The organism is Actinomycetota bacterium, from assembly GCA_030684515.1.
GTDB lineage: Bacteria > Actinomycetota > Actinomycetes > S36-B12 > S36-B12 > UBA11398.
The window spans coordinates 43,996-66,155 of sequence record JAUXVJ010000002.1 but is presented as its reverse complement, the minus strand read 5'-3'; the positions used below and the strand labels follow the sequence as shown (position 1 = coordinate 66,155).

Genomic DNA, 22,160 nt, shown 5'->3' with positions numbered 1-22,160 from the left:
GCCATGCAATCTACGAGATGCAGACGCTCACAGGTAGCGTGCCCCAGATGATGGGCGTTATGAGATGAGCGGAGTAGCCGTCATCGGCGCCGGTATCGCGGGAGTGCGAGCTGCTGAGTCGCTCAGCGCCGCTGGCTACCTTGGTCAGATCACCATCCTCGGCGATGAATCACCGATCTACCGCCCCTCGGTCTCCAAAGAGGCACTCGCCGTGTCCAGCACAGGCAGCTTTCCGATGCCGTTGAAGCAAAGTGACTCGCACTTCACGTGGAAACTTGGCTCGACTGTCCGACAGGTCAATCTCGCGCAGCAGTCACTGCAATTCATTGATGCTGATGGCGCCACAGGTGAGTTGCTCTATGAGGGATTGATCCTCGCGCCCGGACTCCGCCCGAGAACTCTTCCAATAGCCGGACCGACTCGTGGCAGATACCTGTTGCGAAGCCTGGCTCAGGCGGCGGCTCTCGCCGATCAATTGCGGCCAGGTGCGCGCGTCAGCATCATCGGTTCTGGATTCATCGGATGCGAAGTCGCCGCCGCCGCCGCCGTACGCGGATGTCAGGTCACTGTGATCTCCCCCGAGCCACTGCCACTGGCGTCAGCGCTGGGAGAAACGATCGCCACGATCGTCAACCAGCGCCATCGAGAACACGGTGTGCGGTTCATATACGAGCAATCAGTGCTCGAATACCGTGGAGATACCCAGATACGCGAGGTCCTGCTCAGCGATGGCACAGCACTCCACACCGATCTCGTGCTCGAGGCAGTCGGCTCAATTCCAAACATCGACTGCCTGAATGGTCAAGGACTTCAGACAAGCAATGGACTTCTGGTTGATCACCACCTGCGCGTGAGCGATGCACATGGGGCCGTCTTTGCCTGCGGAGACATTGCACAACACCCCAACGCATTGTTCGGCAGCGATGCTCGTCGCGTTGAGCATTGGACTGTCGCCGCTGACATGGGCACCTATGCAGGAAGGGCAATGCAGGCGCTGCTTTCAACCGGTTACCTGGAGCTGCCCGCCTTTGCCGCGGTTCCTAGCTTCTGGTCAGACCAGTACGACCTGCAAATTCAGTCCTTCGGAATTCCAGAGCTGGCAATTGAACACACCGTCTTGGAGATGACCGACGAAGGCGCATGCATCATCGAGTGTCGAGATTCCATCGGGCTGGTGGCCGTGATTGGCATCAATCGCACAGCTGAGCTGGCTCGATACCGCAAAACCTTCAACTCAAGGATTCTCAGCACGGGGCTATTGTCAGAAAATGCGGAACCTCACTGAACCGGCACCCAGTGAGGGCATCGCCTTCCCTGTGGGTGGTGATGGACGGGTCAGTTCGCTGGCAACTGGCCGAGCAATCCTGGCCGACAGCGTTCGAGGCATCGACCCTCTGCTGGCCGCCCGTATCGAGCACACCGATGATTGGCGTCACGGCTACCTGACCCCAGTCAGGGACTCGGTGCTTGCAGCTGCTCAGCACCCGCTGGCTGCAGCGCAGATGGCTGCTGACGGCTTGGCATCCGCGTATCGCAGATTCCAGTTCTCACGTGCCGGCGAACTGGGCACCCTGGACTCCGCTCTTGCAACGCAGGGTCGGCTTGGCACAGCGACCATTCGCGGGAGGTCCGCTGGTGAAACTGGATTCTCAGTTCCCTATCGAGGGCAGCGACTCTTCGATGGGGATCTGCGCAAGCAGTTGGATCAGTGGGTGCAGGCCGGTATCGCCGAGCCGGAGTTCGCAGCGTCGCTCAACTTGCTACTGGACAATCCAGACTGGCTTGATCTGTCTGACCTTGAGATAGCCGTCCTGGGTGCTGGTGCCGAGATGGCGCCAACCAGATCACTGCTGCGGTGGGGCGCAACCGTGCACGCGATCGACCTGCCGCAGGCTGCCACGTGGACTCGCCTGATTGCCATCGCTCGAGCAACCTCTGGAACTCTGCACATTCCCATGGCTCCGCCTGAAGACGACCACTCAGTTGTGCATCCTGACGAAGATCACGTCATCGCAGGGATTGCCGGGATCGACCTTCTTGTCGACACTCCGGAGATCGCTCGGTGGCTGGCGCGAGGTGATGGTCGTCTCACCGTGGGGTCCTACGCCTATGCAGACGGGGCAAAGCATGTGCGCCTGAGTGTCGCGGTCGATGTCATCGTGGAGTCGCTGCGAAGGTCCGGACGTCCACTCCAACTCGCCTACCTTGCTTCTCCTACTGACGTGAACCTCGTGCCGATCGCCGCAGTTGAGGAATCACAACGACGATGGCGCGCTCGTGGTGTCACCACAGTCCTGCAACTGCCGATGCGCATGGCTCGCAAATTTGAGCCGAACTACTCGGCAACAACTGCTCAAGTCGACGCATTGCACGGTCTCAATGATTCGATCATTGAACAGCAAGGGCCCAACTACATCCTTGCCAAACATCTGCAGCGCTGGCGGGCGCTGGTGGCTCACAGCGAGGGCTCTGCTGTATCCATGAACATCGCTCCGATGACACGCACCCAGTCAGTCATCAAGAGCCGAGCACTGAAGGCTGGCTACAGCGGTGCCGCACGATTCGGCATTGAGGTCTTTGAGCCCGCCACCTCGACAGCATTGATGGCCGGACTGCTCGTGCATGATCTGCGCAATCCACTGAGCAAAGCACAGCCGACAACCCCACTGCAGAATCCGCTCGAACTGATCTCCAGCAATGCCATTCACAGCGGACTGTGGCGCACTGCCTATGCCCCGCGCTCGGTCCTGACTTTCGCTGCGATGCTCGGTCTTTTCGAGTCGCGCCAGTAGCAAGGCCCAACGGGCCCCGGTCGAGCACTACTCGATCGCGGTGATGACCTCGGTCTCAGCCACCAATTGACCATCTGCGTCGTACACGTCAACAATCTCGTCCTCAAGCACAATGTTGCCGTCGGCGTCCAGGATGTCAATGGTTTCATCAACAATCGTTCCATCGACACTGGTCGCCACCAGCAGATCGTCAACAACTGCACCGAGCACTTCGTCATTTTCGTCGAGCACGACTGCTACGTCGATGTCCTCGCCGATTTCAATACCATCAGTTGCATCTGGAGCTGACATTGTGGTGCCCTTCGCTCGAAAGTGGCGGAATGTGCGCATATGTTCGCAGTGGGCAGGCGTCTGCAGATCATCACCCCCAGCGATAGAGTCAGAACGTGCCAAAGCCAGCCGAAGTCGGGCCACTTGCGCTCACTCCAGGGTCGATTGTCCTGCACATCGGAGTACACAAGACGGGGACGACCGCAATTCAGTCCGCGCTTGCAAATTCCCGAGCTGAACTGGCAGCACTCGGTATCGCCTACCCCGGATCCCTCCAGGCTCATCGGCTCGTGGCGTCGTCAGCGATGAACCGTCGCCTAGGCTGGCGAGTAGGAGGCGCACCGCCACCAGACCCTGACATGTGGAACCATTTTGTCGATGATGCGCACAACTACTCCGGTATCACCGTGTGCTCAAGTGAGTTCTTCGCCGAATCAAGTGACGAGATCGCCGAGGGCATAATCCAGCGAATCGGCTTGGGACGCGTTCATGTTGTCCTAACGCTGAGGAATCTAGCTCGCATCCTTCCCTCAGCCTGGCAGCAGATCCTGAAATCCGGCTATGCCACGGGATACGAACTTTGGCTGGAACAGGTGTTTGCCGCTGAAGTCACCGAGCCCAAGCCCCAAACCTTCTGGAATCGCCATCGACACGATCAGGTTGTTCAGCGCTGGGCGGGATTGGTAGGACCAGAGAACATGACGGTGATCGTGGTCGATGACACAGATCCAGATGACATCTACCGGAACTTCGAAACCCTCCTTGGGATCCCATCCGACACCCTTTTCAATCGTCGAGTGGAATCTGCGAACCGGTCCATGACCCTGGAGGAAGCAGAGTTCCTTCGCCACCTCAACTTGTCAGTTGGCGGCGGCCCGGGATGGAAGGTCTACGGCAATGCCGCCCATGACTCACTGATCAAGGGGATGATCGAGAGGCGCAGGCCCGCTCAACTCGAATCCCGCATGCTCACTCCCCAGTGGGCACTGGATCGCGCCGCCGATCTGGCTTCCACTTACGTCGAGGCAATCCGCGACAGCGGGGTACACGTCGTCGGTAATCTCGACGTGCTGTCACAGCGCTACCAAGCGCCTCCAACAATTAGCGACGCAGAGCCCACGTCGATGCCCATCAGCGCAGCTATCAGCGCAATACTCGGCGCAATGGATGGATTTCGCTCCTCAGAGGATCAATCACGGCCGAAACGCCTGAAGAAGCGAGTGAAGAAGCTGCAAGTAGCCCTACGCAGCAAGGGACGCTCTTGAGTTCAGCGCTCTCAACGTGGGTGCAACTGCTTCCACTTGCGCTCGCGGTGTGTATCAATCCGCTGCCCATCATCGCGGTTGTGCTCGTGCTGCTCACCCCACGCGGCCGCGCCAACGGTGCTTCCATGCTGCTGGGCTGGTTCTTGGGACTACTCGTCTTGGCCGGCATCGCGATTGCCCTGGGCAACCACACGACTCTGTACGGCAGTGAAGGCGACACGCCCTTAGCGCGGTGGCTTCAGGGCATCCTCGGGATCGGGCTGCTCGTCCTAGCGGCGCGGCAGTGGCGAGGTCGCAAAAGCAAGGCCGAGCCTGGCTGGATGACCTCTCTTGCTGACATCTCAGTCTTTCGCTCCTTTGGATTTGGTGCCCTGCTGTCAGCCGGCAATCCCAAGAACATCCTGCTGACCTTGAGCGCCATGGCATTGCTAGTCGAAGTCGGTCTGTCCACGAGCGACGAGATCATCGTGCTGCTGGGATTCGTTCTCGTAGCCAGCATTGGCGTAGCCGTACCTCCACTTCTGGTGTTGAGCAGAGGAGCAAGTTCGCAGCCCATGCTCGAACATTGGCGCAACTGGCTTTCGCAATACAGCGGTGTTCTGATGGCTGTAGTACTCGGCATCATCGGCGCGATTCTGCTCATAAGATCACTCACGTAGCCACGGCAGTATCGCCAACGTGACAGGGAGGTCTGATGGATCTGCCTCTGTTGCCGCCGGACATGGACTTCGATGACGCGGCAAATCTGGTAGTCGAGTACCTGTCTGAGCACGTGCCGCTGGCTCTGTGGTCCGTCACGCGTGTGGAGAACGATCGCCAGACCTTCATGTACATGAACGAAGGCAACAGCTATGACATAACCAAGGGCGCAGGTCATCCCTGGGAGGACAGTTACTGCATCCACATGGTTGAGGGGACTACGCCTGCCGTGGCGCCCGATGCTCAAGCAGTACCCGAGTACGCAGCAGCTGGCGTCAATGCAACGACCGACATTGGCGCATACGCCGGCTCACCGATTCGCGATCAGGACGGCGGGCTCTTCGGCGCTATTTGTGGTCTGGATCCTCAGCGGAAGATCGATGACCCTCGTCTTCGCGATGCTGAACCCACCATCGGCCTGCTCGGGCAGTTGCTCTCCATGGTGCTCGCGTCTGATCGTGCTCGCGATAGACATGCGCAAGAACTCCTGGAAGCTCAGCTGGCCGCTGAGACTGACTTGCTCACGGGTCTGTACAACCGGCGCGCCTGGGAGCGAATTGTGACGGAAGAAGCCGAGCGCTACGAGCGATATGCAGATCCCACGGTCGCGATGATGATGGATCTCGATCATCTGAAGTCTGTCAATGACACCCAGGGCCACGCAGCTGGAGACCTCTATATCCAGACCGCTGCCAAGCAGCTTTCCAACTCGGTCAAGGCCGGTGATTTTGTTGCACGGCTTGGCGGCGACGAGTTCGCAATCCTGTTGAGGAACTGCACGGAGGAACAGGCCGAGGCAATAGTCGAGCGCATCTACGCGAACTTCGAACTGTCGAAGGTCGCTGGCTCATTGGGTTGGGCCCCGATCACTGTGGTGCACGGCTTCCCAGAAGCTATTGCGCAAGCCGATGTCGCAATGTACGCAGCAAAGTCAGCGAAGCGACATCGGCAATCAGGTCTCTGACTTCGCCGCGATCGTCGTAACTTCCTTGGAAAGCTCATATCTGTTCCCGTAAATGTCGAGCAAGGCCAGCATCATCGCGGTGACGGGCACTGCGAGGAACGCACCAGCGACTCCGAACAGCGCCGCACCCAGTAGGACGGAGCCGAACGCCACCGCGGGATTCACATCGACTGCTCGCGCACTGATCTTCGGCTCGAAAGTGAGGTTCTCCACTTGCTGGTAGATCAGAGCCCACACGAAGACCAGCACTCCGTCCCAAGGATTATCACTTGCCAAGCCCACGATCACTGGTAGCACGATTGCGATGTAGGTACCGATGGTGGGTACGAACTGCGCAACGATGCCGGTCCACAGTGCCAAAGGAAGCCAGTACGGCAATCCGATCACAGCAAACACGATGCCTGACGTAACGCTGTTGATGGTCGCGAGCACTACCCGCGCACCGAGGTACCCGCCTGTCTTCTCCGCAGTAATGCTCCAGACATTCTCCACAATGCCCTGATGGCGCGTCGGGAAGAGTTGGCACACCCAGCGCTTGAGTCGCGGCATGTCTGCTGACAGATAGAAGGTGAACAGCGCAAATGTGAACACGCCAAACACGCTTCCCACAACAGAGCTCAAGAACCCCAGCACATTGACGCCGAGCTTTGTTGCGATGCTTGTGATATCGCTCGAGTCGATGTTGAAGGAATCGAGAATGTCCTGCTGTGAAATCGATTGGCTGAACGTTTCGTTGATCCAGGACAGAACGCCATCGATGAGATCGGGGATCCGATCAACAAACTGACTCAGCTGATCCACCAGCAGTGCGCCAAAGGTGACGAGGAACAGCACGATGGCGGCCAGCACACCTAGCATCACGATGATGGTCGCAACACCTCTTCGCATTCGCTTCGAGAGGCGATCGACAAGTGGAGCCATCGCGATGGCCGCAAACCAGGACATCAGAACGGTGAAGATGACGTTGCCGCCGTCCTCGAGAATGAATGCAAACAGCAGTCCAAGGGCGAGCACGCCCATGATCACAAAGCCGATGCGCCAGACATTCGAGGGCGAGAAGACGACCCGAGTGACGACGTCAGCTTCCTGGGCAGCCTCGGCGATGGCAGCATCTTGCTCGGCTTTGGAAATTTCGTCGCTAGCCACAGCAACCCTCCAGAATCCGCAGATGCTTTCATCCGCTTTTCGCGTGTTTTCACCCTATGAGAGGTGCGCCTTCAAATCACGTCGACACGGTGCAAAACAAGGAGAAGCGCAATAGTGTGAAGCGAACAACACGCCGGCGACTATCAGCTAGACCGCCATGACCACTGTGTTTGTTCGGGCAAGGGTTGAAAACTTCGAAGCTTGGAAGGCCGTCTACGATTCGGGGCAATCGATTCGAGATGCTGCCGGCATTACATCCGCAACGGTGTTCCGCTCTGTGGACAACCCCAACGAAATCACCGTCGCACATGAGCTCAATACCGTGCGTGCGGCCAAGGATTTTGCTCACTCAAGTGAGCTGCGCACGGCAATGGAGAAGTCGGGCATTGTGGGTCCACCCGACGTCTGGTTTGTCGAAAGCATCTGACTTACGTCCTAAAGACACTTTTTTGCCTCACGGTCACCTTGAATTGGTGTTCCTCCCACTGGAGCGAGAGGACACTGCATACCGTCGACGCTCAAGTTGGCTCCATTGAGGGGGATCCCATGTCAGGTCGGAATACTTTGAATCGTTGGCTAAGCATCGCAGCAATAGCAATCGGCGCGATCATGATCATCGCGGGCATCGCCACGTGGGTGAATGTCAGCAAGACTCTTGAAGATCAACGGATCACCGTTGCCTCCGACGCCAGTTGCATGGCAGACAGCGTCGTGACAGGACCAATAACCGCCTATTGCCAAGCTGAGATCATCAATAAGCACGCACTTGAGGCCACAGGCGGCAAGACCTATGCCGAGCTGGACAGAGAAGATCCGCTTCGCGCAACAGCCATGACTTCCTCGTTCTTGCAGGCGTCGCTGTACACCTCAGTCGTGGCCTTCGGTGTGGCACTGATGGCAATGGGCATCGGCTTGGTCTTCATCCTGCTTGGCATTGCCGTGCTGCGGCTGTCGTCCAGTCCAAAAGCCGACCCTGTAGAGACTCCTAGCTTGGCTTAGGCCTTGCGCACTGGCCGTTCGTCAATGTCGTAGCGCATCGCGCATATTGACGACGAGGACGACAAGTGCCAGTAGCGCAAGCACTGCTCCAGTGAGGTACTGCCAATTGATGAAGAAGACTTCAATGAAGTTGATCACCAGTAGTAGCAGTAGCAGCCGCGCGAAGAAGGCCAAAAAGTAGCCCCTGGCAAAGGCCTCGACCGAGAGCACGATGATCAAGAAGCCGACAGCCAGCGACGGCCGCGCGTACTCACCAGGCCATACGAGCGAGGCAAGGATGATCAGGATCAACGGCGTGCTGACGATTGCCCACACACTGAGCAGTCGCCCACGCTCGCGTTCGGCCGCTGAGATCGGCGTTCGGCGGTGCCTGAGGTGCGCATGCGGATCAGCCACCTCAACACCCCGGTCGAGCCGAAGGGTCAGCCGCTGATGCTCATCGAGCAGCGCCGTCTTCTTCATTCGCGCCTGACTCAGCTTGAGTTCATCGGGCAGTAGCGCCCGGACCTCCGGCGCCGCAGGGGCCAGCCCCGCCGCCTGCTCGGCGATTGACTCACGTTGCAGTCGCGAATCCTCGGCAAGCACGTCCAGTTCAATCGTGATTGTCTCCAACCTCCTCACGATCAACGCACGCTCGGCATCTGCATTCGGTGCAACTTTGGCCAGCCCCGCCCAGCCAACAGGGTCAGCCCATGACGTGCGCACGGTGGCGTCTCGGTCATACCGGGGACCAGCCGGACCTCGCTCGCCGCCAAAACGATCCCTGGTGTCGTGCCCCCACAGCCCACGGAAGTCACGCACCCACGGCGTCTGGTCATCGATGACGACCGGCCGCCAGGGATATTCCTGACCAGGGCCGCAGCCGGGGCCGTCGCCGCGCGCATAATCGATGTACGGAATGCCGAAGCCACTGCCTTGTGCACTTCGTGTCCACGGGGTAAAGATCTTGGCCAGCCGACGAATCATCGGAACGACACCACCAAGAGCTGGCGGCTGCACGGTGATCAGATAGTCGCCGGCCAAGTAGGCACCTGAGTGCGACCCGGCGCCAGCAAATACCACTGGATGGCGTCCGTTGACCAGTGAGAGATCCGGATCGTCCCATCGACGGCGCAGGTCATCGCCAACCTCGTCGTGTGCGGAGAACACCACCCATCGCGGATAGGGCAGTCCGTCCTCGTCCAATGGGCCGGTGCCATCGAGGTAGACAGTCACCTGCTCCCAATCGGCCTCGTGCTCGTTGACTCCCGAGAACCCCGAACGCCAGTTGTTGAAGCTGTAGAAGTACCAGTACTGGCAGACGATGTACCCCGCGTCGCGGATGACCCGGCCGTGATAGGTCGGCTCATCAGGGCGTAGAACGGCAGCCTGCAGATCAAGGGACTGTCGGGCGCTGCCACCAGGCACGGCGCCACGGACCAGGAGCGAGAGTCGACTGAGCGTGTCGATCGACCTGCCCACCAGGCCAACTTCAGCAAGTCGGTGTCCGGCTCTGAAGGGCGGTCGGTTGGCGTGGCGCGCCAACCCAAATCGCGCCCACCACGACTGCGAGACCGTCACGCCACTGAGTGAGAGGCCCGGGCCGTCATGGTCCTCGCTGCGAATGGCCAGCAGATCAAGGTCCAGCTCACCAGGTTTGGCGATCTGCTGCGGCTCGCCATCAACTGAGTGCAACCACAAACTGCAATTGCGCACGTACGCGTCGACCCCAACCGGCATGAAGAACTCGCCTTGAGTCAATCTGACAACTGGCTCGAAGGCACGAAGCAGGCGAAGGTCCTCAGTCAGTGACTCAGCGGACATAGGCGTTTAGTCGCTCGTGGTCGTCTGTGCGTTGAGCGTGGTGATGAGGTCCTTGGTCTTTGCCGGCGTCCAGCCCTCCGGGTTCGTCACGGCCAACCAGCCCAATGCATTGGCCTGCTTGGAATACATGTGGCCGAAACCGTCGGGAACGTTTCCGGCACCAGGGAGATCCAAAGCCACCTGCCACATGGTGACAAGCGGAAACCAACCCATCTCTTTGGCAACATCGGGGGCACGAGGTGTCTCACTGAGCCAATCAGGGACATCCCATGCCAGGGATGGCGAGAAGAACACCACCGGATCGGAGCCGTGCTGCAGGTAGACGACCCGCGTGGATCCCCATTCCCCTGCTGTGACGGCGAAACCCTCTTCGTTCATGAATCTGACTGTTGTTCCATTCTGATACACAGGGAGCCACTCTGGTGAGCTTGGGTCACGTCCTGTCTCGACAATCGTGTGCAGGTCATTGACAAACGGCGGACCTGACATGAAGGCACCATCGATGGGCGCGTTGATGATGTTGATCGAATTCAGCACGCTCTCCACTCCATAGGAACCCAGCGACAGTCCGTAGAGATAGAACTGTGGTCGTGAGGCTTCAGGGAGAGTCGACCAGTACTCGTGGACAGTGTCGAACACCACGCGCGAGGTTTCCTTGACCGCCGCTTGATCGGCGAGCAGTGAGATCCAGCTTGGCAGGTACGAGTACTGCACGCCCGCAATTGCATTGTCGCCGTTGAAGATGTAGTCGACCGGATTCACGCCATTTGGGTCCAAGAAGCCCGTGCCGGTCGTGGTGGTCAGCACTAGGGCCTTGCGATCAAATGCGCCCGTTCGCTTCAACTCCGCCAACAGCAGATCTGCGCGCTCCTGCAGGGTCTCGGCTGATTTCAGACCAACGTAGGCGCGAATCGGTTCGATGGCGCCGCCGCCACTGAAGGCATCGAGTTGAGCCACCGTGGGACCTGTCGCGACGAAGGATCGGCCCTGCCGTCCGAGTTCGTCCCACTTGACCAATGAATCCGGTCCACCGGAACGCAGAGTCGAAGTGGTCTGCACGATGCCCGGACTGGTGGCACCATCGCGAGTGGAGAACATGGTGTTGGCCACCGCGAAGAAGCCGTTGACCAACAGGCCAGTGATGAGCAGCCAGATGAGCAAGAGGAGTGCACCCGCTCCGAGCACCTTCGCCAGCCGAGGGGGAAGCAGACGTCCGAGCCAGCCGAACACTGCTGCAAACAAGCGGCGCAGGGAACGCGACACAATCAGGATGACGACAGCAGTAACTGCCGCGACCCCAATGATCACCGGCCAGACCGTGAAGCTGACGCTGGGCATGCCAAAAGTCGTGCGGATCTCGTTCTGCCAACCGACCTGACGCCAGATGGAGAACACGAGTCCCCAGAGGACCAGCGCAAGAATGATGCCCAAGACAATGGTGCGGACTCGACCCTTGAGAGTCGGGATGCCCAGATACATCCAAAGAGATTGAGCACCTGCGCCGATGCCATAGCCGATCATCATGGTGATGCCGGATGCCAGACCCTGCACGTAGCCCGCTCTCGGCAACAGCGATGGCTGCAAGGAGATGCCAAGGAACAGTGCGGCTACGACAAGACCGGAACCGGAAAACGAGAGTGCGAGTATCCGCGGCTTGCGCGGCTCAACATTGCTGTCACTTGCCTCACCATCTGCCGAGGCTTGCGCAAGGTCAACGCTCATGGATTCCCCAATCTCCGATGATGAACTTAGAGCACGATTGCTGGTAGCGTCACATGCTCCGGCTGTGACATCTGCGACTCGTTCGCCCGATACTGCGAGGGGATCGTGCGCGAAGACCTCGATCCGGAAATCGCCTTCCAATCGGGTACGCGTGATCCCATACTCGTGCTGTTGATGCGCTGCCTTCGCACCTTTACCCTCGTGCTCTTCGCAATAGGTGGCACGGTCGCGGTGCTCGCGCATCGCTTCGACGAGAATCTGGCCAATGAGCTCAAGTCTCCAGCTGGCCTGGCACGCTCATTGGCCTCCCCACTTGCAGTGCTCGCGATTGCCGTCGTATTGCGCCTGCTCGTCACTGTGCTCGCCTTCTTGCTCGCTGCGCGGGCCATCGCCGCCAATCGCACAGAGCTGAAGACGGAAAGCAGCCAGTCACAGATCCGCAGGGCCGTTGACAAATGGCGTCTCGCCGGCGCGTTCCGGTCACTGCGGTGGACCTGGGCTGCACGCGACATTGCCGTTGGCCGGCTTGGCGACAAGGGAGTCACCTTGGCAGCTGCTGACACCTATCTACGGATCACCGCCGTGATCCTGGGCTTGGTGTTTGTCGTAGCGGTCTTTCGAGGGGTGTGAGCTTCAAGCACTCACCAGATCTCTATGCGTTCCTCTTTCGAGCGCATGATCGGCGCGTCATCGGCGAGGGCAAAGGCCTCCTGAAAGGCATCGAGATTCGAGAACGGCCCCGCAACGCGGATGTCACGGGGGCTGTGCGGATCAATCTGAGCGAGCGTGCGCTTCAATTCCTCGCTCATATTGGCCCGCCACAATGTTGCGTTGGCCAGGAAGAAGCGCTGACCGGGCGTGAGTCCGTCGATCGTCGGGGAGCCGACACTGATGCGTGAGTGGGCTCGCTGCGCAAGTGCGATTCCGCCGAGATCAGCGATGTTCTCTCCCAAGGTGAGCCGACCGTTGACGTGCACATCGTCAACGATGACGTACTCGTCGAACTGGTCAACGAGCCGATCCGCCAAGGCGGTGAAATGCTCCTGGTCTTCCTCATGCCACCAGTCCACAAAGGCACCGTTGGCATCGAACCGTCTGCCCTGATCGTCAAAACCGTGCGTGATTTCGTGGGCGATGACGGTTCCGATGCCTCCGTAGTTCACTGCATCATCGGCATCCGCATCGAACATTGGCGGCTGAAGGATGCCGGCCGGAAACACGATCTCATTTCGAGTGGGATGGAAGTAGGCATTCACAATGTGTGGTGGCATCTCCCAGTCATTCTCATCCACCGGTGCGGCTATCTTCGCCCGCTCGCGATCAAGTTCGAAGCGCGTGGCGTTCAGACGATTCGTTGCATATGAATCACGGGTGATCTCCAGACCCGACCAGTCGCGCCACTGATCTGGATAGCCGATCTTCACCCCGAAAGCATCGAGTTTGATCAGTGCCTGGGCTCGAGTCTCCTCAGTCATCCACGTGCGTGTCTGCAGTGAGCGGCGCATCTCTTCGATGATCTCCGCCACCATCTCAAGGGCACGGTCCTTGGCTGCTGGGGAGAAGGTTTCGTCGACGAATCGCTGGCCAATCGCCTCACCCATATCGCTGCCAAGTGCTGCGATCACTCGCTTGTACCGCTCCTTGGGCTCGGTCTGCCCACCAACCCGACGGCCGTAGAACGCAAAGGCCTCGTCCTCGATGCGTGCCGGCAGGGCACTCGCGCAGGCGCTGACCACTCGGAACTTGAGATAGCCGCGCAGAGTTGCCAGATCAGTTGACTCCACAATCGCATTGAGCTGCTGCAGGTATTCAATGTTCTCGACGTTCACTGATTGCGCTTGGGCCGCACCCACGCCAATCAAGTACTGAGGTAACCCAAGATCAGGCGCAAGCTCGCCAAGCGCATCGATGCTGAATCGATTGAGCGTGCGATCAAGGTCGCGACGTTCTTCGGCCTTCATGTGCTGTTCAGCCAGGCGCGTTTCAAATTCAAGTATCCCCGGGGCCAGTGCTCCAGCCTCAGTTTCAGGCGTGTTCACATTGATCAGCTGAGCACGAACGTGATCGACGTATGCCAGGCGCAGACTCGTCGCCGCTTCGCTATCCGCGAAGTACGACTCGCGCTCTGGGAGTCCAAGGCCAGCGGGTACCAGCCACAGCAAGTTTCTGGTGGAGTCATCGTGATCGACATCGACTCCCCACATGAACAGCGCCGCAACACCAAAGTCGTGCAATCGAGGGAGGAACTCCAGCACCTCTTTGTGGCTCATCAGCGGATCAATCGCATTCAGCATTGGCTCGATTGGGGCAATGCCAGCACTCTCGATGGTATCGACGTCCATGCCCGATGCGAAGTAGTCGCCTAACTTCCGATCGAGTTCATTGGCCGGTTGATCTACCGCCTGCTTGAGGAGTTCGTGAATCAACGTCTCGTTGCGTGTCTGTACTTCTTCAAAGGAGCCCCACGCGCCGTATCCGGCTGGAATGGGGTTAGCCGCCAGCCAGCCACCATTGGCGAAGCGGTAGAAGTCCACACCCGGATCAACGGATGAATCCCTGTCCATTGCATTCAATGCCATTGTTTGCACTCCTCGTCCAACCGAAACAGCAGGCGACTCAACCTAGGCCATGCCTGCCATTTGACGGCGAACTTGGAACAGTCGCTACTGCACCGACCAACCACCATCACTGGGCAAGATCGCACCGTTGATGTTCACGGCGTCATCAGACAGCAGGAAGGTGATGGAAGCAGCCAGCTGCTCAGCGGTTGCGACTGGAGTGATGAGCTGCATGTATGGATTCAATCGCTGCGTGCCAAACGGTGCATACGCAGAAGGAGCCATACCAGTGGCCACGCCTCCGGGAGCTACTGCATTCGTGCGGATTCCACTGGCTCCATACATGCAGGCCATGCTGCGACTGATGCCGATCACGGCGTGCTTGGAGGCCGTGTAGGCGACTCCAGCGGCATTGCCTCGCAGTCCCGCCTCTGAAGTGATGTTCACGATTGCGCCCCGGCCTGCCGCAAGCATCACGGCAGCCACCTCTCGGCTGAGCAGGAAGATCCCGTCTACATTCACGGAGAACACTCGATGCCAGACGGCGTCCGATGCCTCGTGGATGGCACTGAAATCGTCAACAATCCCGGCGATGTTCGCAAGGCCATCGATCACGCCGCTCGCCGCCGCCACAACACGCGCTACGTCGTCAGCTTTGGTGAGGTCAGCGGTCACTGTGACCAACTGTTCGCCAATGACGTGCTCGGCCAAGCCCTGAAGTCCATTGGCGTTGATGTCAACGCCGATCACTCGGCCACCCTCGCGAAGGATGCGACTTGCGACTGCTCGCCCGATGCCTGATCCGGCGCCCGTCACGATGACAGTGCGGTCCGCAAAGCGTCCAGGCACCGTGGGTGCAAGCAGCGACGGGTCAACGGCGAACTCAGGCATCGTGCCTCCGTTGGCTGCCATCACCAGTTCATCTACCACGCTCTGTGGCATCTGGCCTTGGCTCATGTCGGCAAGGGTCTGCAGCGGCAGCCCGAGCGCTGGGGTCAGGGCGCTCTCATCCATGCCAGCCTGTGCAAGAAGCTCACGCAGCAGCGGACCACCGACCGGATGCTCAAGCCATTGGCCCGCCGAACTCGTAGCAGTCAGCGGCTCGGATGCGTCAGGCATGCGGTCCTCCTGGTGGGGTGGGGTGACTAGATGAACAGCAACTGCGCTCCGTCAGTCATCTCGATGAAGTCTGCGGCGCTGATGATGTCTTCCACGTCGTCGCGCAGATCGGACATCGTGAGCTTGTTCATGTCTGCCGAAAGGCGGCATGCCCACAGATGACCTCCCGCCGCGACGATCTGGTCCAAGAAGTCAGGAACCTCGGGGACACCGATTGCGGCGATCTGCTGCTTGAGCATCTTGGTTGCCATCCCAGTCATGGCCGGCGCGATGGCCTGGGGAATATGCCCATCGTGACCGGGTAGATGCAATGCGGTGTTGCCGGCGGGGCTGAACTGCAGGTTGTTCATGCGCGACTTGGTGATGAGGTCGAATCCCCAGAAGGTGAAGAACAGGTGTGTGGTCACACCCTCACCCAGCGCCGCATTGCCCAGAATCAGTCCGGGATACGCCATATCCAGGTTGCCTTTGGAGCAGATGATCGCCAATGTGCGGTCGGGGTTTCCGGAGTCGAAGTTCGGAACGAGGCTCGGTGTTGTGGTCATGTCAGACTCCTCTAGACGCAGCCCTTGGGCTTTGGCAGGCCAGCGATATAGGCCATCTTCTTTGCGGGCTTCTTGGGGAACAGCGCGAACTGCTCCTTGACGGGTATGCCACCGACGGTCTGGACGCGTCGCGTTGTGGCGCTCTCGCCTTCGGTTTTGTAGTCCTCGCGCAGAAACCTCAGGACCTTCCAATGCTCATCGGTCAGGTCGACGTCAATCTGCTGAGCCAGGACTTTGGCGATGTCCTCATTCCACTCGTCGTACTCGGTGAGGAAGCCTTCCTCGTTCACGTGGACTTGCTGACCGGCAATCTCAATGACTGGCATGGTGATCGCTTCCTTGACTTGTAGGAGTCGTGTTCTTGCCCGACATCGACATCAGTGCCGGGATCGGGATCGGGCGACCTTTGAGCAGCAGGTGCCAATACACCCAGCGAAATCCGAGCTTGCCCAGATGATTGGCCCGTGTTTCCTTGAGCAGTGACAAAGGTCCGATGCCTGCCCACGGAAACCTGCCAGTAAGCGGCTCTGTGTCGTAGTTGAAGTCGATGAGCAGCCCTTTGCCCTTGCCGGACTCGATGAAGCAGTTGGCGTGCCCGTCGAATGCCTTGGACATCGGCCTGCCCTGCACGAGGTCAACGAAATTCTCAGTGAAGATCTCCACTGAGAAGTGTGCAACTGAGCCCGCCTTGGAGGCCGGTATGTCTGAGGCATCGCCAAGAGCGAACACATTGTCGAAGGTGCGGGACTTGAACGTTCCCTTGTCGACCTTGACGTAGTTCAACTCGTCGACGAGCCCAGATCCGGAAAGAAAATCCGCGCCCATGTTGAGCGGAACTGTCACGAGCAGGTCGAAGGGGATCTCTCGCTCATCCATCGAGATCATGGTCTTGGTGTCAGTGTCGATTCGCTCGATGACAAAGTCCGGCTCTAGAGCGATGCCGCGCTCATCAAGCATGGAACCAAGTTGCGTGGATGCCACAGGTTTGGTGAAAGCACCCTCTAGTGGAGTCACGTAGGTGATCGACGAACGATCACGGATTCCACGATCCGCAAGAAAGGCATCGGCCAGGAACGCGAACTCCAAAGGAGCCACCGGGCACTTGATCGGCATCTCCGTCACATGAACGACCAAGCGTCCACCCGGCCAACTGGCCAACTTGTCACGCAGAGCGGTAGCGCCATCAAGTGTGTAGAAGTCAAAGACACTGCTGCGCCAGATCGATGGATCATCCATGCCGGGAGTCTGATCGGGGTGAGGCGAAGCGCCGGTCGCAATGATCAGATAGTCATAGGTAATGGACTCGTGATCGGCAAGCAGCACTCGGTTGGCTGCTGGCTCAACAGCCACGACCTCACTGAGGATCAACTCAACCTGCTTGTTGAGGAATGCCCGGCGATCCTTCACCAGGCCCTTGGGCGCGTACTTTCCAAATGGCAGCAGTAGCAGTCCTGGCTGATACAGGTGCTCACTGCTCTGATCGACGACTGTGACACGCCATTGCTCACCTGGCAGGTGCTTGACCAACTTGTTCGCCGCCATCGTGCCGGCAGTTCCGCCTCCGAGGATGAGAATCCGCTTCATGGCTCCTCCTCTTTGATTCCAGCCTAGAACTGTGCGGTGAGGGGAACGAGGGTCTTTATGCCCTACCTGCGGGGCAGGACAAGGAGTCCGAAGTGAAAGCGGATTCGATGCAACTTCTGCGTCTATTGTTGGTGCAGAGATGAAAGCGAGGAACTGCAGATGACTTCAACACCGCAGGCAACGCACGACAGTGCGACAGCGACACGACTGACCGGTATCAGAAGGTGGAATGTCATCGCCGGATTCGCTCATCTTGCGCAGATGATCGCTATTTTGGTGCTGGCCAACGACTTCAGCCTGCCAGTGACTGCGACATACATGACCGGTCCTCCCGGTACCGCGCCATCTGACCCTGTTGTGATCTTTGATTCCAGAGTCGCCTGGGGCGTTGCGCTCTTCTTCGGTCTCTCAGCACTCTTCCACTTCGCGGTGTCGGTGCCGTACTTCTATCGGAGGTACGCGGCCGGACTCCTCGCCCAGCACAACTACTTCCGATGGGTCGAGTACTCGATCAGCGCTTCGGTGATGATGGTGCTCATCGCCCAGCTCGTGGGCATCTCTGACGCGGCCGCGCTCATTGCCGTCTTCGGCGTGAATGCATCGATGATCTTGTTCGGCTGGCTGCAGGAGAAGTACGAAGCGCCTGGCGGCGGCGGGTGGCTGCCATTCGTCTTCGGCTGCATCGCGGGCATCGTTCCGTGGTTGGCGGTGGCCTTGTATGTGATCGCTCCGGGATCAGCGACAGATGTGGAACCGCCGGCCTTTGTCTACGGCATCATCATCTCGCTGTTCATCCTCTTCAACTCGTTCGGGATAGTTCAGTTTCTGCAATACAAGCGAGTTGGCAAGTGGTCGGACTACCTCTACGGCGAACGCACATACATCACGCTCAGCCTGATTGCGAAGTCGCTGCTCGCTTGGCAGATCTTCGCTGGCACCCTCGCGCCAGGTTCATGACCCAGTCAGCATCGTGAACAGCCGTCTCGATGTCTGCTGAACACTGGAGGTTTCCTGAGGTAGCTGGACGCGACCTCCTTGGGAACGACTACCGCCTGCCGCTGGATTTTCCGGCCAGGATCAGCATTGCTGTCATCGCCTTCAAGCAGTGGCAGCAAGTACAGGTCGATGCGTGGATCGCCAGGTTGGCGGAGGATGGCTTTCCGCAGACTCCGCGCGGTGGCACTGATCTTGATCGGGTTGTGCTCGAACTGCCTGTGCTGTCGGGGCGCTATCAAGTGGTGCGTCGATTCATCGATGGCGGCATGGCAGCCAGCATCCGTGATCCGGACATCCTGGCGCGCACGATCACGATCTATGGCTCGGTGGACTCCCTGTGTCAGCCGCTGGGCATCACTACGCGGGAGAACGTCTCGGTTCGTGCAGTACGACGCAATGGCTCGGTGGTGTGGGGCGTAACAGGTGAGGTAAGTGAGCAGGCAGTGGCCAGCCTGCTGGATGCTCTGGCCTGATTGGGCATCTCACTTCATCGCCCGCATCTGACGTTCAATCCTGCATGAACAAGCGCTCCTTCCAGCCGCAGGCGGTTGCCGGTATTCCCTGCAGTTCCATCCACGTCCCATCCATATTGCGCAACGAACTGTGCTGCTGACACTTCGCGACCATCTCAATTGCAAATCAGTTAAGGGTGAAGGTGTTCCGGGAGGGTTCCAGACCGCAGGTGGCGTGCCGTTGAGCGGCGGCGGAGAGAGCGGATAGCGTGAGGGCATGCGCGTCGGACTGCTTGCCTACGGGGCTATCGGCCATGAGCACAACCTCGCCGTCCAGATGACCGACGGACTGGAGCTCACGGCAGTCTGCGACACCAACCCGGAGCGCCTTGCGGCCGCTCTCGCGCTGGCTCCCGACGCCGTCGCGTTCGCGGATGCGACACAGATGCTTGACTCGGGGATGATCGACCTCGTCGTTATCTCCACGCCGCCAAACACGCACTACGAGTGGGCCAAGGCGGCCCTGGCCCGTGGCATCCACGTGGTGCTCGAGAAGCCGATGGCGCTGACGGTGGGACAGTGCGACGAGCTCATCGACCTGGCCACCACGGCAGGCCTCACGCTCGTGGTCTATCAGAACCGGCGTTTCGACCGGGACTTCGTCACGTTGCGAAGGCTCATCCGCGAGGACGCCATCGGCGAGGTCTTCCAGTACGACAGCTTCGTCGGCGGCTACTCCCGACCATGCGATTACTGGCACTCGGATGCCACAGTGTCGGGCGGCGCGATCTTCGACTGGGGCTCACACTTCATCGACCAGATCCTGAACGTCTTCGACCGGCCCGTCGCGCACGTGTCCGGGGTCAACCACAAGCGTCACTGGCTGCATGCCACGAACGCCGACCACGCCGTCGTCACCATCACCTTCGTCGATGGGACTCAGGCCACCTTCACCCATTCGGACCTCAGCGCCGCGCGCAAGCCGAAGTACCACGTGCTGGGCACCCGGGGAGCTATCGTCGGCGACTGGGATCCGGCGGGCGAGCCTGCGGTGGCTGACCTACCCGCGCTCATCCACCTCTACGGAATCGACGGTGCGCGCAGTGACGTCGCGCTCGACTCCGTCGATGCGTACGAGTTTCACCGGGAGCTTTCGGCTCATCTGGCCACCGGTGCACCGATGCAGGTCAGCACGCGACAGTCGCGCGACGTGGTCGCCGTGATGCAGGCGGCTGAGGAGTCGGCGCTCGACCAGGGGCGCCCCGTGGTTCCTGCCATAAAGGCCTGAGGACCCTCGATGCGAGACGTGGGCTGGGGGGTGCTCGGAGCGGGCTGGCTGGTGACGCAGGCAACCGGCGAGGCCCTGAGCAACGCGGTCGGGGCTCGCGTCGTGGCGGCGGGAGCGCGCGATCTGGACCGAGCCCGCAGCGTCGGCGCACTCCGTTCATACGACTCCTACCGTGCCGTCATCGAGGATCCCGAAGTCGAGGCGGTCTACGTCTGCCTGGCCAACGACGCCCACCTGCCGATGATCCGCATGTGCATCGAGGCCGGCAAGCACGTCCTGTGCGAGAAGCCCATGGTGCTCTCAGCCGACGATGCCGAGTCGGTGTTCGGGCAGGCCGCGGAGGCAGGGGTGATGCTCGTGGAGGCCACCTGGTCGCGCTGGCACCCGCGCATGCGGCGCATCGTTGAGCTCGTGACGCACGGAGCGATCGGCGACATCGACTCCTTCCTCGGCACCTTCACCGGGGTGGGCCCGGCCCCGGACAACTACCGGAACAGTCCCGACATGGGCGGCGGCGCCCTGTACGACGTGGGCGTCTACCCCCTGCATGCACTGCTCGCCTGCCTGCCCGAAGTCGAGGAGTTCGGCACCCTCGAACTGGAGCAGGTGCGCAGCGACCGTGGCATCGACCTGACGACAAAGGCAGCGCTGTCGTGGGGCGCTGGCACCCGCGCCACGATCATCGCGTCGTTCGAGATGCCGGCGTCGCAGCGTCTGGTGATCCGCGGCGCCGGCGGGGAGATTCGTGTGGAGGACGACCAGGCCTTCACGTCGTGGCGCACGACGAGCGAACTATGGATCAACGGCCGCATCGAGTCGTTCCCGGCCACAGACGCCTACCAGGTGATGTTCGAGGAGGTCAGTGCCAGCATCCGAGGGGAAGGCGGCTGGGTGCTGCCGGCGCGGGATTCCGTCCGGGTGGCACGCGCAGTCGACGCCTTGCGATAGCGATCGTGTCCGCGCCGCAGGTTCTGGACGAACGCATGGGTCAGGCGGCCGCCCCATAGCCAGTGCAGCCGTAGCCAGGAACGGGCCCGGGCACTGCCGGCTGATTCGCGGCCTTAGGCCCAGGACCCAGCAAATTCATCAGAGCTGTGCGGTGCGGTTCAGGGAGCACGCTCATCGGGCACACAGTCTTCCCGTTCACCTGTACAGCGAAGTCGAAATTGTGTGCAGTCGGAGTTCCCGATGTGTAGCCGATGAGGCTGCCCGCCTTCACCTTGACGGCAGTTCCGGGAATCTCCCGTTCTAAGTGCCGTGCGGTCGGATTTCCACTGTCATCGAAGCAGCTGCTGCACTGGTCGCCGAATTGGTAGGCAGCGCGGATATCGGGACGAGGGTTGGTGACATGGTTGAAGCGGAACAGGTCGTTGCACCCGGCAGTCTTGAACACAAGTTGGTAGTCATCTGATGGGAAGAATTTCGTCGCTGTGAGATGTCTGATCGTGATCAGAGTGCCATCGGCGGGGGCGTAGATAGGAATCGGCGTGTAGGGACTGCGCACCCAGACATGCGCAAAGCGCGGGTCGTTTGATTCCTCACCGTTGGTGATGCGCGCAACGTCAGCGGCGCCAAAGGGCGCTTGGGTGAATTGCGTGGTGGCTTGTGGTGAGCACGGTGCACCGGTTGAAGCACTTGGCGATGTGAGGTTCTGCCACACCAGCTTCCGCCCCACCTTGACACATTTCAAGGTTCCGTTGGGGATTCCCACTGTCTGACCGGCCTTGACGCAAGTGCCTCCGACCTTGTTGGTGGCGGAAGCCTGCCCGATGGGGACAAGAAGACTGAGCACTGAGATGAGTAGAAGGGTCAGTATGCGTTGCACAGAGCGTGGTGGCATGGATCGCATCCTTCACTACGAGTCTGCCGAATAGTCACACTTGGCCAGCACTGATTGATGTACTCACGTCCTCCTGGTTGCAGATAGCGGCTCGCTTGGGTTCTTTCAGGGCATCGAC

Annotated in this window: 22 protein-coding genes; 12 read left to right on the top strand and 10 right to left on the bottom strand. The window is 59.8% G+C overall.

Annotated elements, in window-relative coordinates; all coding sequences use genetic code 11:
- The first annotated feature begins 64 nt into the window (after positions 1-64).
- Complete coding sequence (locus Q8M73_00380; GenBank protein MDP2287011.1) at positions 65-1,285, top strand: FAD-dependent oxidoreductase; 1,221 nt, start codon at positions 65-67, stop codon at positions 1,283-1,285.
- Entirely contained in the window at positions 1,269-2,792 is a 1,524-nt protein-coding gene (locus tag Q8M73_00375; protein ID MDP2287010.1) for a hypothetical protein, read from the top strand. Before Q8M73_00380 ends, Q8M73_00375 begins: the two co-directional genes overlap by 17 nt.
- A 27-nt stretch (positions 2,793-2,819) precedes the next feature.
- Here Q8M73_00375 and Q8M73_00370 read toward each other — a convergent pair whose 3' ends face one another.
- Positions 2,820-3,083 carry a hypothetical protein gene (locus Q8M73_00370; GenBank protein ID MDP2287009.1) on the bottom strand — a complete coding sequence of 88 codons (264 nt, stop codon included), beginning with the start codon at positions 3,081-3,083 and terminating at the stop codon, positions 2,820-2,822.
- A gap of 95 nt (positions 3,084-3,178) precedes the next feature.
- Between Q8M73_00370 and Q8M73_00365 the strand changes: the two genes are divergently transcribed.
- The 3 genes from Q8M73_00365 to Q8M73_00355 are packed head-to-tail and all read left to right on the top strand — an operon-like array spanning position 3,179 to position 5,990.
- Positions 3,179-4,327 (top strand): hypothetical protein, encoded by a 1,149-nt coding sequence (locus tag Q8M73_00365; GenBank protein ID MDP2287008.1) that lies wholly within the window; start codon positions 3,179-3,181, stop codon positions 4,325-4,327.
- Complete coding sequence (locus Q8M73_00360) at positions 4,324-4,986, top strand: GAP family protein (protein ID MDP2287007.1); 663 nt, start codon at positions 4,324-4,326, stop codon at positions 4,984-4,986. The genes Q8M73_00365 and Q8M73_00360 overlap by 4 nt, the downstream gene beginning before the upstream one ends.
- A gap of 35 nt (positions 4,987-5,021) precedes the next feature.
- Positions 5,022-5,990 carry a GGDEF domain-containing protein gene (locus Q8M73_00355; GenBank protein ID MDP2287006.1) on the top strand — a complete coding sequence of 323 codons (969 nt, stop codon included), beginning with the start codon at positions 5,022-5,024 and terminating at the stop codon, positions 5,988-5,990.
- Here the strand turns inward: Q8M73_00355 and Q8M73_00350 are convergent.
- Positions 5,979-7,136 (bottom strand): AI-2E family transporter, encoded by a 1,158-nt coding sequence (locus tag Q8M73_00350; protein ID MDP2287005.1) that lies wholly within the window; start codon positions 7,134-7,136, stop codon positions 5,979-5,981. The genes Q8M73_00355 and Q8M73_00350 overlap by 12 nt on opposite strands.
- 157 nt (positions 7,137-7,293) lie before the next feature.
- Between Q8M73_00350 and Q8M73_00345 the strand changes: the two genes are divergently transcribed.
- Positions 7,294-7,563, top strand: coding sequence for a cyclase (locus Q8M73_00345; protein ID MDP2287004.1), 270 nt, complete (start codon positions 7,294-7,296; stop codon positions 7,561-7,563).
- A gap of 119 nt (positions 7,564-7,682) precedes the next feature.
- On the top strand, positions 7,683-8,135 hold the full coding sequence (locus Q8M73_00340) for an aromatic ring-opening dioxygenase LigA (GenBank protein MDP2287003.1): 453 nt from the start codon (positions 7,683-7,685) through the stop codon (positions 8,133-8,135).
- A 21-nt stretch (positions 8,136-8,156) separates the two neighbouring features.
- Here the strand turns inward: Q8M73_00340 and Q8M73_00335 are convergent, their stop codons facing one another.
- Both Q8M73_00335 and Q8M73_00330 read right to left on the bottom strand, forming a co-directional pair.
- The gene (locus Q8M73_00335) at positions 8,157-9,938 is read right to left on the bottom strand and encodes a hypothetical protein (GenBank protein MDP2287002.1); all 1,782 of its coding nucleotides are present in this window, start codon (positions 9,936-9,938) and stop codon (positions 8,157-8,159) included.
- Between the two features lie 6 nt (positions 9,939-9,944).
- Positions 9,945-11,660 carry an alpha/beta-hydrolase family protein gene (locus Q8M73_00330; GenBank protein ID MDP2287001.1) on the bottom strand — a complete coding sequence of 572 codons (1,716 nt, stop codon included), beginning with the start codon at positions 11,658-11,660 and terminating at the stop codon, positions 9,945-9,947.
- A gap of 105 nt (positions 11,661-11,765) precedes the next feature.
- On the opposite strand from Q8M73_00330, the gene Q8M73_00325 reads away from it, so the two are divergent.
- Positions 11,766-12,290 carry a hypothetical protein gene (locus Q8M73_00325; protein ID MDP2287000.1) on the top strand — a complete coding sequence of 175 codons (525 nt, stop codon included), beginning with the start codon at positions 11,766-11,768 and terminating at the stop codon, positions 12,288-12,290.
- An 11-nt stretch (positions 12,291-12,301) separates the two neighbouring features.
- Here Q8M73_00325 and Q8M73_00320 read toward each other — a convergent pair whose 3' ends face one another.
- The 5 genes from Q8M73_00320 to Q8M73_00300 all read right to left on the bottom strand — a co-directional run bounded on the left by Q8M73_00320 (position 12,302) and on the right by Q8M73_00300 (position 17,466).
- Positions 12,302-14,239, bottom strand: a complete 1,938-nt coding sequence (locus Q8M73_00320) for a M13 family metallopeptidase (GenBank protein MDP2286999.1) — start codon at positions 14,237-14,239, stop codon at positions 12,302-12,304.
- An 84-nt stretch (positions 14,240-14,323) separates the two neighbouring features.
- Positions 14,324-15,337, bottom strand: a complete 1,014-nt coding sequence (locus tag Q8M73_00315; protein ID MDP2286998.1) for an SDR family oxidoreductase — start codon at positions 15,335-15,337, stop codon at positions 14,324-14,326.
- Positions 15,338-15,363: 26 nt separating this feature from the next.
- Complete coding sequence (locus tag Q8M73_00310; protein MDP2286997.1) at positions 15,364-15,882, bottom strand: DsrE/DsrF/DrsH-like family protein; 519 nt, start codon at positions 15,880-15,882, stop codon at positions 15,364-15,366.
- An 11-nt stretch (positions 15,883-15,893) separates the two neighbouring features.
- Complete coding sequence (locus Q8M73_00305) at positions 15,894-16,208, bottom strand: TusE/DsrC/DsvC family sulfur relay protein (protein ID MDP2286996.1); 315 nt, start codon at positions 16,206-16,208, stop codon at positions 15,894-15,896.
- Positions 16,195-17,466 (bottom strand): FAD/NAD(P)-binding oxidoreductase, encoded by a 1,272-nt coding sequence (locus tag Q8M73_00300; GenBank protein ID MDP2286995.1) that lies wholly within the window; start codon positions 17,464-17,466, stop codon positions 16,195-16,197. The genes Q8M73_00305 and Q8M73_00300 overlap by 14 nt, the downstream gene beginning before the upstream one ends.
- A gap of 159 nt (positions 17,467-17,625) precedes the next feature.
- Here Q8M73_00300 and heR point away from each other — a divergent pair, with 159 nt between their 5' ends.
- From heR to Q8M73_00280, 4 genes are all read left to right on the top strand, one after another.
- The gene (gene heR / locus Q8M73_00295; protein ID MDP2286994.1) at positions 17,626-18,423 is read left to right on the top strand and encodes a heliorhodopsin HeR; all 798 of its coding nucleotides are present in this window, start codon (positions 17,626-17,628) and stop codon (positions 18,421-18,423) included.
- A 29-nt stretch (positions 18,424-18,452) separates the two neighbouring features.
- Complete coding sequence (locus Q8M73_00290) at positions 18,453-18,935, top strand: hypothetical protein (protein MDP2286993.1); 483 nt, start codon at positions 18,453-18,455, stop codon at positions 18,933-18,935.
- Positions 18,936-19,191: 256 nt separating this feature from the next.
- On the top strand, positions 19,192-20,202 hold the full coding sequence (locus Q8M73_00285) for a Gfo/Idh/MocA family oxidoreductase (GenBank protein ID MDP2286992.1): 1,011 nt from the start codon (positions 19,192-19,194) through the stop codon (positions 20,200-20,202).
- A 9-nt stretch (positions 20,203-20,211) separates the two neighbouring features.
- On the top strand, positions 20,212-21,150 hold the full coding sequence (locus Q8M73_00280) for a Gfo/Idh/MocA family oxidoreductase (protein MDP2286991.1): 939 nt from the start codon (positions 20,212-20,214) through the stop codon (positions 21,148-21,150).
- A 40-nt stretch (positions 21,151-21,190) separates the two neighbouring features.
- Here Q8M73_00280 and Q8M73_00275 read toward each other — a convergent pair whose 3' ends face one another.
- Positions 21,191-22,042 (bottom strand): hypothetical protein, encoded by an 852-nt coding sequence (locus tag Q8M73_00275; protein ID MDP2286990.1) that lies wholly within the window; start codon positions 22,040-22,042, stop codon positions 21,191-21,193.
- Positions 22,043-22,160 lie beyond the last annotated feature (118 nt).

What these genes read in the sequence shown, in the direction of transcription:
- Q8M73_00290 (MDP2286993.1), top strand. Translation starts at nt 18,453, where the DNA reads ATGTCTGCTGAACACTGGAGGTTTCCTGAGGTAGCTGGACGCGACCTC.
- Q8M73_00380 (MDP2287011.1), top strand. Translation starts at nt 65, where the DNA reads ATGAGCGGAGTAGCCGTCATCGGCGCCGGTATCGCGGGAGTGCGAGCT.
- Q8M73_00330 (MDP2287001.1), bottom strand. Translation starts at nt 11,660, where the DNA reads ATGAGCGTTGACCTTGCGCAAGCCTCGGCAGATGGTGAGGCAAGTGAC.
- Q8M73_00315 (MDP2286998.1), bottom strand. Translation starts at nt 15,337, where the DNA reads ATGCCTGACGCATCCGAGCCGCTGACTGCTACGAGTTCGGCGGGCCAA.
- Q8M73_00285 (MDP2286992.1), top strand. Translation starts at nt 19,192, where the DNA reads ATGCGCGTCGGACTGCTTGCCTACGGGGCTATCGGCCATGAGCACAAC.
- Q8M73_00300 (MDP2286995.1), bottom strand. Translation starts at nt 17,466, where the DNA reads ATGAAGCGGATTCTCATCCTCGGAGGCGGAACTGCCGGCACGATGGCG.
- Q8M73_00280 (MDP2286991.1), top strand. Translation starts at nt 20,212, where the DNA reads ATGCGAGACGTGGGCTGGGGGGTGCTCGGAGCGGGCTGGCTGGTGACG.
- Q8M73_00305 (MDP2286996.1), bottom strand. Translation starts at nt 16,208, where the DNA reads ATGCCAGTCATTGAGATTGCCGGTCAGCAAGTCCACGTGAACGAGGAA.
- Q8M73_00340 (MDP2287003.1), top strand. Translation starts at nt 7,683, where the DNA reads ATGTCAGGTCGGAATACTTTGAATCGTTGGCTAAGCATCGCAGCAATA.
- Q8M73_00345 (MDP2287004.1), top strand. Translation starts at nt 7,294, where the DNA reads ATGACCACTGTGTTTGTTCGGGCAAGGGTTGAAAACTTCGAAGCTTGG.
- Q8M73_00275 (MDP2286990.1), bottom strand. Translation starts at nt 22,042, where the DNA reads ATGCCACCACGCTCTGTGCAACGCATACTGACCCTTCTACTCATCTCA.
- Q8M73_00355 (MDP2287006.1), top strand. Translation starts at nt 5,022, where the DNA reads ATGGATCTGCCTCTGTTGCCGCCGGACATGGACTTCGATGACGCGGCA.
- Q8M73_00310 (MDP2286997.1), bottom strand. Translation starts at nt 15,882, where the DNA reads ATGACCACAACACCGAGCCTCGTTCCGAACTTCGACTCCGGAAACCCC.
- Q8M73_00335 (MDP2287002.1), bottom strand. Translation starts at nt 9,938, where the DNA reads ATGTCCGCTGAGTCACTGACTGAGGACCTTCGCCTGCTTCGTGCCTTC.
- Q8M73_00375 (MDP2287010.1), top strand. Translation starts at nt 1,269, where the DNA reads ATGCGGAACCTCACTGAACCGGCACCCAGTGAGGGCATCGCCTTCCCT.
- heR (MDP2286994.1), top strand. Translation starts at nt 17,626, where the DNA reads ATGACTTCAACACCGCAGGCAACGCACGACAGTGCGACAGCGACACGA.
- Q8M73_00370 (MDP2287009.1), bottom strand. Translation starts at nt 3,083, where the DNA reads ATGTCAGCTCCAGATGCAACTGATGGTATTGAAATCGGCGAGGACATC.
- Q8M73_00320 (MDP2286999.1), bottom strand. Translation starts at nt 14,239, where the DNA reads ATGGCATTGAATGCAATGGACAGGGATTCATCCGTTGATCCGGGTGTG.